Below are 10,479 nucleotides of genomic sequence, written 5' to 3' on the forward strand. Positions count from 1 at the left end.
GCACCCCGCTCACGGCTGCCACGGCCCCGTCTCCTTCTCCGGCTCCGCCCCTTGGATCTCGGCATAGATGGCGCGCAGCACATCCTGCAACCCCATCCCCGCCGCACCCGAAATCACATGCACGCGCCCGCCCGACGCTTTCTCCAACGCCTTCCTCCGCGTCGTGATCGTCTTCTGATCCAAAGCATCGCATTTGTTCAGCGCCAAGATCCGCGGCTTGTCCCCCAGAACCTCGGAATAGGCCTCCAACTCATGCACGATGGTTCGGTAATCCTTGGTGATGGTGGACGATGTCCCATCCACCAAATGCAACAACACCTTGCACCGCTCCACATGCGCAAGAAACTGCATCCCCAGCCCCCGCCCTTCGGAGGCCCCTTCGATCAGGCCCGGAATATCCGCCATCACGAATTCCCGCCCGTCCACGCCCACGACGCCAAGGTTCGGGATCAGCGTGGTAAAGGGATAATCCGCGATCTTCGGCCGGGCATTCGACACAGCGGCAAGGAAAGTCGATTTCCCCGCATTGGGTAGGCCCACAAGTCCCGCATCTGCAATCAGTTTCAGCCGCAGCCAGATGGTGCGCTCCACCCCCTCCTGCCCCGGATTGGCCCGCCCCGGCGCGCGGTTGGTCGATGTCTTGAAATGCAGGTTCCCAAAACCACCATTGCCGCCCTTGGCCAACAGCACCCGCTGCCCCACGGTGACAAGGTCGGCAATCACCGTCTCTTCATCCTCATCGATGACCTCGGTCCCCACCGGCACCTTCAGGACGATATCCTCACCCGATTTCCCGGTCCGCTGACTGCCCATGCCGGGCTGGCCATTCTTGGCAAAGAAATGCTGCTGATAGCGAAAATCGATCAGCGTGTTCAGCCCCTCGACAGCTTCCGCCCAGACCGACCCGCCATTACCGCCATCGCCCCCGTCAGGCCCCCCGAATTCCACGAACTTCTCGCGCCGGAACGAAACGCAGCCCGCCCCGCCGCCGCCCGAGCGGATATAGACTTTGGCTAGGTCAAGGAATTTCATCTCATCCGGCTTTCATCAGGATCGCCACAGGCGACATTGCAAAAGGCGATAGTGGACAAAGGCCAAAGGCTCAAGCCTTCCCGCCAAACGCCCCTTCATCTTGGCCCAAATACTCAAAAAGAAACGCCCGGCCCCAGCGCCAAGTCAGGGCCTGAAGGTAGAGGGGGGTCCGGGGGGGCCGGATGGCCCCCCCGGCCTGCCCTCAATCCAGCTTGCGGATATAGGTCCAGGTCGGCACGCGGGCGCCGCGCGCGACCGAGAATGTCTCGGCATCGCCCAGATACTGGAACCCGGCATTGGTCAGGACCCGCGCCGATCCCGCGTTGTCCTGAAACACCTCGGCAAAGATTGTCCGGCTGCCCTGCGGATTGGCCGCGATCAGCGCCCGCACAGCTTCCGAGGCGAACCCCGTGTTCCAGAAGGCGGGCGCGACCCAATAGCCGATCTCGGATTGGCCGCGATCCCATTTCGTCTCGTCCATCCGCTTCAGGCTGATCACGCCCAGCACTTCGGCAAGGCCCGAGGCCGCGCCGTCCATGACCCAGACATCCTCATCCCCGCCCGCCTGCATCGCGCGCGTGACAAAGGCCTCGGCCGCGCCGGGGGGAAGCGGATGCGGAATGGATCGCGTCGCCTCGGCCACGCGTTTGTCACCTGCATACATCGCAAAGAGACCGGCATCCGATTTGCGCACGGGGCGCAGCACGAAACGTCCGGCAGCAATGGCCCCTTCGGGCAGTGCGGCGATCTTGTCCAGCATCATGGCTTCCCTCCTGATGAAGCGCATGTCGGGGGCGCATCCGCCCCGTTCAAGTGGTTACGGCCGTCTTGCCAGGGAATTGAGCCCGCATTCCGACCTTTCCATGACCGGCCCCGAAGGCCCGGCCAATTTCTCTCCTCCCGCCCCAACTCCGGGCCACGGGGCCGGAAATGAGGAAGGGGACCGGCCTTTCAGCCGATCCCCCATCTACATTCCGAATGTAAAGGTTCGGCTTACTCGGCTGCCTCCGCAACGGGGAGAACCGAAATAAAAGTGCGGCCCTTGAGGCCTTTCTTGAACGCCACCTTGCCCTCGGCCACAGCAAAGATCGTGTGATCCGTGCCCATGCCGACGCCCTGACCCGGGAAGAAGGTCGTGCCGCGCTGACGGACGATGATGTTGCCCGGGATGGCGGCCTGACCGCCATAAAGCTTCACGCCCAGACGACGACCGGCGCTGTCGCGCCCGTTGCGGGAAGAACCGCCTGCCTTTTTATGTGCCATGGGGTGTTACTCCTTATTCCGCAACGGCTTCAGCGGCCTTCTTGGCGCGCTTCGGTTTCGCAGTCGCCTCGGCAGCAGCGGGGGCCGCTTCGGCATTATGGGCGGCGCGGCGCGCATCGGCCGTGCCGGTCGCAGCGGCCACGCCCGACTTCTCGGCGCCCGAAGCCAGAACTTCGGTCACGCGGACCAGCGTCAGCTGCTGACGATGGCCCTTGGTGCGCTGCGAGCTGTGCTTGCGGCGACGCTTGACGTAGTGGATCGTCTTCTCGCCCTTGATCTGGTCGATGACTTCCGCCACGACGCCGGCGCCCGCCACGGTGGGCGCGCCGACGGTCACGGTGTCGCCACCCACCATCAGGATCTCGTTGAACTGGATCTTGTCACCAGCATTGGCAGCCAGCTTTTCAACGCGCAGCACGTCACCCGCCTGCACCTTGTATTGCTTGCCACCGGTCTTCAGGACCGCGAACATGGGTCTTCCTCTTCCTTGCTCCGCGCCCTGTGGCCCCCGATCTCTCAGGCGTTCCGGGGTTTCCCCGCCTCGGACAGCGCGCCCTCACGGGCGTCATGAAAATACGAACCCGGCCAGACTCGCGCCTCGCCGGGATGCGCGCTTATCGGGGCAAGCCCAAACGAAGTCAAGCCCGATCCCGCAATCCGCGCGGGCTCAGATATCCTGCCCCTGCATCTGCCGCGCCACCGCCAAACCCAGCGCCCCCGACACCGGGGTAAAGACATCGTCAAAGGCGGCAAACAGCGCCACATTCAACGCCTGCCCCGCCGCGCTTTTCGAGAAGTCGATATATTGGCCTAATTCCTCATCCGACAAAGGCCCATAAGCCAGCGCCAGATAGGGGAAGATCCAGTTCTCGGTCGAGGCGCGGATTTCCCCCTCCTGCGCCCAGGTATCCGACAGCATTTGTTCTTCGGTCATGTCATCCCCGAAGGCGCCGCCCTCTGCCATACCCTTGTAGAAGGCCAGGTTGGAATTCAACGCCCCCATCACATTCGATTCGACAAGATCATTGGCCGCGACAAAGGTCTCCAGCAGATCGACCCGTGTGCCACCCTCTGCCGCCATTTCTTCCCAAGCAACCTTGGCCGCCTCTTCGGTCACATCATCCAAAAGCGCCCGCCGCGCCTCGATCTCCAGCCCCAGCACCTTCTGGCCAAGGTCAGACCCAAAGAACGCCTGCGCCGCTTCCGTCGCCTCGCCCTGCCCGTCCAGAGCGGCATTCAACGACGCGCCAAAAGCCGCCTGCATCCGCGCCCCGTCATAGATCAGACCGACGGTCGCCTCCCATCCCGCACCGCCCGCGCCGGGAAACATGTCATTCTCCAGCGTGCGGCCGTAATCGATCCCCTCCTCGCGCAGCAGCGCGACGATATCCCCGATCCGCATCGTCTCCATCAAGGTGGCCACTTCGGGACGGATCGCCGCTGCTTCGGCCTGCACCTCCGTCGCGGCCCCGCCCTCTTGCGCCATGGCCCGCTGCGGCACGGCCTGCGCGCCAAAGACCCCGATCAGCGCGGCAAGGGCCACGCCCCGCCCCAGCACCCCGATCGCCTTGGCCTCCATCGCATCCGCCATAACAGCCTCTCCTTTTCCTGAACGCAGACCGCCTCTGCCCACAGCTAAGGAAAGCCGCCCCGCTTGCCAAGCCACCCGCCCCCACATCTGCGCGAGCCTGCGCCTCATCCGCCCAGAAAATCCCCCCGCCATCCTCGAAATCGGCCTTGCAAGCCCCGCGTGACCCCGCTAGACACCGCCGCACAAACGACCCCCAAGCGCACGGAGAGGTGGCGGAGTGGTCGATCGCGCCGGTCTCGAAAACCGGAGTAGGTGCAAGCCTACCGTGGGTTCGAATCCCACCCTCTCCGCCACATCCCTAAAGACATGTCATACGTCCTTGATCTTTCGTCGGCGGCACGCAAAAGCCAAACGACAAGAGACGTTCGGGTCACTGGCGGGGTCAAACCCCGCGCGCGATCAAAAGCAAGCGCGCTTGTCGGTTCATCACCTAGCCAAGAAGCCAGCTCGCATCGTCCACTCCGGCAGCACACTGCTCTAGGACGTGATGGACCTGCTCCGCCATGCCGGCATCAAAGGGTTTCCGGATAAAGCCGTTCATGCCGCTCTCAATGCAACGCTGGCGCGTTTCTTCAGAAGTCGCCGAGGTCAGCGCGAAGACAGGTATCCGCTCCCCCAGAACACCACGTCGCAACATACGCGTGGCCTCGTAGCCGTCCATTTCCGGCATATGGATATCCATGAAAACGGCATCGACCCTGTCGTCATGAAGAACACGCGCGGCCTCATGGCCTCCATCCGCCTCCAAGATCGAGAACCCGCGCAGTTCCATCAACAACCGAACGACAAGGCGATTGGTAAGATCGTCGTCAACGATCAGGATATTCATGCGCGTCTCCCGCTCTGCTTTTTGAACTGCCGAGGCATTCAGGCGAAGGAATAGCGTTGGGCGCTCAGAACAACTTCAAGCCGGTTCGCTGCATTGAACTTGTCCTTCAGACAGCCAATATAATGCTTGACGGTTTTCTCGCTGATATTCAGGCTTTCACCGATCTGCGAATTTGTTGCGCCTTTCAGCAGACATTTGAGAACCTGCTCTTCGCGAAAGGTCAGTTGCATCGAACTCAATTCACGACGACGGTCCTCGGCCTTTTTCAACGCGCTTATCACCTGCATCGCGACATTGGGCTCAAGATAATTATCCCCGCGCACCAGACGCGAAACCGCAAGCCGCACCTGTGCGGGATCGCCCCATTTGGTGATCAGGCCCGACGCCCCGGCCTGAAGCGCGTCCACGGTATCCTCCAACTCGGAATCACCCGTGAAAATAAGGAGTTTTGTCTTCGGGCATGCCTTGTTCAAGCGCCGCAAGCGGGCCTTGCCCTCTTTGGTCTGATTGAGGTCAAAGATCAGAACATCGGGATTGGAGTTTGCCGCCGCCTCCACCGTCTCCTCGGACCATGCGCCGGCACCGACAACCACAATATCGGCGTCGTCCCGAAGACAGGCCGAAAGACCGATATGTATGATCGGATGTTCGTCACAGACAAAAACAGTTGCTCGCAAATTTGCCTCCATCTTTCGTCATGGCTGGATACGTAAGTCTTGACGATTGATCTGCTCTCGATGCCTTTTTGGCTTTTGGCTAGAATAACAATTGTTTTTCGTATTTCTCAAGCCGACCGTGACTCTGTGCAAATGACTCCGATCTCATTCGGAAATACCAAATGGAATAGAAAAACATCCCAATGGCCTTGTTTGGCCATTGGGATGCAATTCTTCAACTGGCAGCTTCACTCAAGATGCCGTTTCATCCCTCGGCTTGCCCCTAAAGGCCAAGCCCTTCCCGTTTATTCCTCGCGCATAGCGCGGTTCATTTGGTCGAGGACGGGTTGTATGAGGTATGAGAGGACGACGCGTTCTTGAGTTGGGATATAGACTTCGACGGGCATTCCTGGGACGAGGCCTCTGGAACCGAGGTCATCGAGGTTTCCGGTCGCTTTGGCGCGTGCTTTGTAATAGTTGAGGCCTGTTTGGGGGTCGATGACGGCTGCGGCGGCGATGGTTTCGACGATGCCGTCGATTTCGGGCGTGATGCGCTGGTTGAAGGTTGGGAAGCGCAGGCGTGCTTTTTGGCCGGGTTCGATGGCGTCGATATCTGTGGTTGAGATGCGGAATTCGATGATGAGGTCGGTTTCGCTGGGCACGACGGTGACGAGTGTCTTGCCGGGCGGGATGACCTCGCCGAGGGTTGAGACATTGACCTCATTGACGGTGCCTGTGGCGGGGGCGCGCAGGACGGCGCGGTCCTTTTTCTCGCGGGCGGCGGTCAGTTGCTGGCGCAGGTCGGTGATCTGGGGTTCGAGGCTGCGCAACTCGCGATGGGCATCGGCCTTTGCGGTGGCCATGAGGCGGTCGCGTTCGAGGGTGATCTCGGTCTGGCGGGTTTCGTTGCGGGCGAGGTTGGCGTTGATCTCGCCCATTTCGCCGCGCATGCGGGTGAGGTCGCGCAGGATCTCGTCGAGGCGGCTTTTTTCGACGGAGCCTGCCTTTTGCAGCTTGTCGAAGCGGGCATAGGTTGCCTCGACAAGGGCCAGTTCCTCGGCCACCGATTGGCGGCGCGCGGTCTGGCCTTCGGTGTCAAAGCGCAGTTGATCGGCCTGCAGATCAAGGGCGGTCAGCTGGACCTCGCGGTTGAGGCGGTTTTCCTCCATCAGGCGGCGCTCGCCCTCAAGGATGCGGACGGCCTCGGGATTGGCGGCGTCAAAGCTCGTGGGCAGCACCATCTCGCTGCCGTCGCGTTCGGCGGCAAGGCGGGCGGCGCGGGCCTCGGCCTCCATCAATTGGGATGAGAGCATGCCGATGCGGGTTTCCAGCTCGAAGGTGTCGAGGATGAGGACGGGCTGGCCTGCCGTGACCTCGTCCCCGGCGGCGACGAGGATCTGGTTCAGCGTGCCGCCATCGACATGCTGCACGCTTTGGACATCGCTCTTCACAAGGACGGAGCCCGAGCCGATCACGGCGGCATCCAGACGCGCGGTCGCGGCCCAGAAGCCGATGCCCCCGACGAGGAAGGCGGTCAGCGTTGCAGCGGCGATCAGGCGGCCGCGCAACGAGAAGGCGGCGGTCGGATCGGGCGGATAGGGCAGGTTGGAGGCCATCGACATCATCTTCGTCACTCGGTGCTTGGCGGGGGCCTGCAGGCAGGTCCCCGAGGAGGGGGGGGAGGAGGAGGGTTCGGGGTCCGTCAGGCCCGCGCGGGGCCTGACAGATGGGCCGCCATCACAAGAGGCCCGTCACGCTATCGGTCGCCAAAAGCGGGTCGGGCTGGAGGCCCGTGTCATTGCTCATGTCGCCTGCCATGCCATTGGCGGTCAGGAAGGCGGTGGTCACCGGGCCTTCGGCAAGGCTTGCCTCGGGCATCGTGCTGTTGCCCGGGGTATCGAGGCTGGGGAAGTATTCCTCGATGAAGGCGGCCTTCGACTCCGGGTTGGAGACGAGGTCATAGGTGCGCTCTTCGCGGGCCAGATAGGCGGTGTCGAGATCGGGCCGCGTCTCGCCGCCGCGCAGCTTGTAAAGCTCGTGCTGGCTGACCCAATCGCCGATGGCGAGGTTCGAGATGTCGCGCACCGTGGTGGCATGGAAGGGCCGCACCACAGAGGCCAGCTGGGCAAAGAGGTCCTGGAAGCTGATGCCCACGATGCCCGTGGCATCGTCCTCGCCCGTGCCCGTGCCATTCCCGCCGGGGCCATTCCCGCCAGGGCCATTGCCGCCCGTGCCCGTGCCAGCGGTATTGCCGGGCGCGCCGCCCCCCGTGCTGCCCCCCGTGCCGCCCCCCGCACCACCGCCGGGGGCACCGGGGATCAGCGGCAGGCTGCCGCTGGTGCCAAACATCGAGGGCAGCGCCGCCGTGGCGATCTCGGGCCGGTCGGCCAGATAGAGGTCGGGCATGTCCATCGTCGGGTCGGCATCGGGGAAGAAGCGCGACAGATCCAGCTGTCCGGGCCCGCGGCCGATGCGGCCCATATCGCCATCCTCACCGGGCAGCGAGCCGGTGATCAGCGGCTGACCCTCGTCCAGCTCCGCAAATTCCACCGGCGGCGCAGCCTCCTCCATCCCCGGATGGCGTGGGGCCGACACCTGTTCGGCAGCCTGACGGTCGACGGGCTGGTCGGTCGGGTCGCTGGGCTGGGCGGTGCCGCCAAAGGCCGTCTTCACATAGGCCGCAAGCGTCAAGGTCAGCGCCGCGAACATCGCCGCAAAGGGGGCTTCCTTCCGTTCGGCCAAGGTGAAGAGGGCGCGCCCCTTCGGCTTGTTCGCCTCGGCCGATTTGCGGTGCTTGGTCTTGATTTCCATCTCCGCCTCCTTCCTTTGTCCGTTCCTGCTGTCTGTTCTGGCTGGGCGTGTTGCGCCCCATCCGTCACTCGGGGCCGCGGCCCCACCTCAGCCTGCCGCCTCAGTTCGCATTCGCCGCAGCCTGCAACTCGCGCTCGGCCGGGCCGAGGTTGATCTGATCGCTGCCCGCCACCGTGGTGGGCGCCACCACCTTGCCGTCGCGGTTGCCCAAAACCTCTTCCTTCGTGCCAAAGGCCGCCAGACGACCGGCATGCACCGCCGCCACCATATCCACCGCCGCCAGCACGCTCGGACGATGCGCCACGATCACCGCGATGCCGCCACGCGCCCGGATCGCCTTGATCGTATCGTTCAGCGCCCGCTCCCCCACCGCATCAAGCGAGGCATTGGGTTCATCCAGCAGCACCACGAACGGGTCCTGATAAAGCGCGCGCGCAAGTCCGATCCGCTGGCGCTGCCCGGCGGAAAGCGCGGTCCCCAGCGCCCCCACCTCGGTGTCATAGCCCTCGGGCAGGCCCGCGATCATCTTGTGCACATTCGCCGCCACCGCCGCCTTGTAGACCGCATCCGTGTCCTTGTTCGTGTCAAAGCGGCTGATGTTCTCGCGCACCGTCCCGTTGAAGAGACCCACTTCCTGCGGCAAAAAGCCGATGATCTCGCCCATCCGCGACGGGTCCCATTGCGCAAGGTCCACGTCATCATAGCGGATCGACCCGCGCAGCACCGGCCAGACACCCGCAAGCGCCCGCAACAGCGTCGACTTGCCCCCGCCCGACGGGCCCACGATCGCCAGCGCCTGACCCGCCTGCAATTCAAAGCTCACCTCCGACAACAGCACCCGGCCATTCGCAGGCGAGGCCACCGTCAGGTTCTCAACCCGCAAGGATTGCGTCGGCGAGGGCAGCATCACCGGCGTCTTCTCCGCCGACAGCGCCACCAACGTGTCGCGCAGTTGCGTCCAAGCGTGCCGCGCCGACACAATCCCCTTCCAGTTCGCAATCACCTGATCGATCGGCGCCAGCGCCCGACCCGAGGCCACCGACACCGCGATGATCGCCCCCGCCGACAGCTCGCCCTGGATCGTGAAGAACGCCCCAAGACCCAAGAGCCCCGATTGCAAGAGCATCCGCAGCACTCGCGACATCGCCCCCATCGTCCCGGTGATGTCCGAGGCCCGCGTCTGAAGGTCCAGATGCTGACGGTTGGCCGCCGCAAAGCGTTCCACCGCACGCCCCGTCGCCCCCATCGCGATCAGGCTTTCCGAGTTGCGCGTGTTGGATTCCGAGATCGTATTGCGCACCACCAGCGCACGCTGCGCCGATTTGGCCAAATCCCGCGACTTGAACTCTGCCAGCATCGTCAAAAGCGCCAGCACAACCGCGCCACCCAGCGTCACTGCCCCCAGAACAGGGTGCAGCAGATACACAAACACCAAAAACACAGGCACAAAGGGCAGATCAAAAATCGCAGCAGGCGCCTGCGAGCCCAAAAAGTTCCGCAGCGTGTCCACCGTCCGGCCCCGCTCCAGCGCCTCCGTCGTCGAAAACCCATAGCGCGGCATGTCAATCGCAACCTTGTGCGACAAAGGCGCAAGACGCTGGTCCAGACGCGCCCCAATCCGCACCAAAACCTGGCTCCGGATCGTGTCAAAACCGCCCTGAACCATGTACAAGGCCAAAGCCAAAATCGACAAAAACGCCAGCGTCTGTACCGAGCCAGACGTCAACGCCCGGTCATATACCTGCAACATGTAAAACGAACCCGTCAGCGCCAAAACGCTGATCAAACCAGAAATCCCAAACAACGCCCAACCATACCGCGCCAAGTCCGCGTTCAACAACGAACGCGCCTTCCGCAAAGCCAAAGGATCTGCACTCGACATCGGATGCGCCATAACTGCCTCTCATGCGTAATCGCGGTGGGTAAACAAAAAACCAGCTGAAGTGCCGCTTGCTTTCCAGTTTCGGGAAGCGACGAACGCGCCAACCCCACCTTTATGCCAGCAGGGGTGGCGGATTGCTTTGGCTCTGCGTCTGATCGTCTTTTGGACTAAGGTCCAATTTCGGGATTGGTCCGGGACGGGGTGCTCCCTTGCCGGACCGAGTGATCCCTATTGAAGCGGTCCACTGAGCCTCTGTTCCAAGAGGGACAGGAACCTCCTCCGGAAGTCTGGATTGCAGGAGATGAGCGACATCACCAAATCTGCATTCCAATCATCCAAGTCCACCTTACCTACCTCTTCCCATTCCTTTATCAGGTTGTTCAGGTGCGCGAGGTCATCCAATACCTGCATCTTG

The 10,479-nt window shown here is 62.9% G+C and carries 10 protein-coding genes and 1 tRNA gene; 1 reads left to right on the forward strand and 10 read right to left on the reverse strand.

Annotation, left to right across the window (positions count from 1 at the left end):
- Positions 1–9 precede the first annotated feature (9 nt).
- The 5 genes from obgE to QF092_RS05995 form a co-directional block, all read right to left on the reverse strand.
- Complete coding sequence (obgE, locus tag QF092_RS05975; protein ID WP_281468542.1) at positions 10–1,032, reverse strand: GTPase ObgE; 1,023 nt, start codon at positions 1,030–1,032, stop codon at positions 10–12.
- Positions 1,033–1,234: 202 nt separating this feature from the next.
- Positions 1,235–1,795 (reverse strand): GNAT family N-acetyltransferase, encoded by a 561-nt coding sequence (locus QF092_RS05980; protein ID WP_281468544.1) that lies wholly within the window; start codon positions 1,793–1,795, stop codon positions 1,235–1,237.
- 230 nt (positions 1,796–2,025) lie between these two features.
- Positions 2,026–2,295: a 50S ribosomal protein L27 gene (rpmA, locus tag QF092_RS05985; RefSeq protein ID WP_281468546.1), complete on the reverse strand. Its 270-nt coding sequence runs from the start codon at positions 2,293–2,295 to the stop codon at positions 2,026–2,028.
- A 13-nt stretch (positions 2,296–2,308) separates the two neighbouring features.
- Positions 2,309–2,767 (reverse strand): 50S ribosomal protein L21, encoded by a 459-nt coding sequence (gene rplU, locus QF092_RS05990; RefSeq protein ID WP_281468548.1) that lies wholly within the window; start codon positions 2,765–2,767, stop codon positions 2,309–2,311.
- A 195-nt stretch (positions 2,768–2,962) separates the two neighbouring features.
- A complete protein-coding gene (locus tag QF092_RS05995; RefSeq protein ID WP_281468550.1) occupies positions 2,963–3,886 on the reverse strand; it encodes a DUF2059 domain-containing protein in 924 nt (307 codons plus the stop codon).
- A gap of 203 nt (positions 3,887–4,089) precedes the next feature.
- On the opposite strand from QF092_RS05995, the gene QF092_RS06000 reads away from it, so the two are divergent.
- Positions 4,090–4,179: transfer RNA gene (locus tag QF092_RS06000), tRNA-Ser, on the forward strand.
- A gap of 137 nt (positions 4,180–4,316) precedes the next feature.
- Here the strand turns inward: QF092_RS06000 and QF092_RS06005 are convergent.
- The 5 genes from QF092_RS06005 to QF092_RS06025 form a co-directional block, all read right to left on the reverse strand.
- The gene (locus QF092_RS06005) at positions 4,317–4,715 is read right to left on the reverse strand and encodes a response regulator (RefSeq protein WP_281468552.1); all 399 of its coding nucleotides are present in this window, start codon (positions 4,713–4,715) and stop codon (positions 4,317–4,319) included.
- 38 nt (positions 4,716–4,753) lie between these two features.
- Positions 4,754–5,404 carry a LuxR C-terminal-related transcriptional regulator gene (locus tag QF092_RS06010; RefSeq protein ID WP_281468554.1) on the reverse strand — a complete coding sequence of 217 codons (651 nt, stop codon included), beginning with the start codon at positions 5,402–5,404 and terminating at the stop codon, positions 4,754–4,756.
- A gap of 272 nt (positions 5,405–5,676) precedes the next feature.
- The gene (locus QF092_RS06015) at positions 5,677–6,996 is read right to left on the reverse strand and encodes an HlyD family type I secretion periplasmic adaptor subunit (RefSeq protein ID WP_281469795.1); all 1,320 of its coding nucleotides are present in this window, start codon (positions 6,994–6,996) and stop codon (positions 5,677–5,679) included.
- A gap of 112 nt (positions 6,997–7,108) precedes the next feature.
- Entirely contained in the window at positions 7,109–8,182 is a 1,074-nt protein-coding gene (locus QF092_RS06020) for a hypothetical protein (RefSeq protein WP_281465874.1), read from the reverse strand.
- 100 nt (positions 8,183–8,282) lie between these two features.
- Positions 8,283–10,076, reverse strand: coding sequence for a type I secretion system permease/ATPase (locus QF092_RS06025; RefSeq protein ID WP_420026503.1), 1,794 nt, complete (start codon positions 10,074–10,076; stop codon positions 8,283–8,285).
- Positions 10,077–10,479: the final 403 nt, after the last annotated feature.

The organism is Fuscovulum ytuae (assembly GCF_029953595.1).
GTDB lineage: Bacteria > Pseudomonadota > Alphaproteobacteria > Rhodobacterales > Rhodobacteraceae > Paragemmobacter > Paragemmobacter ytuae.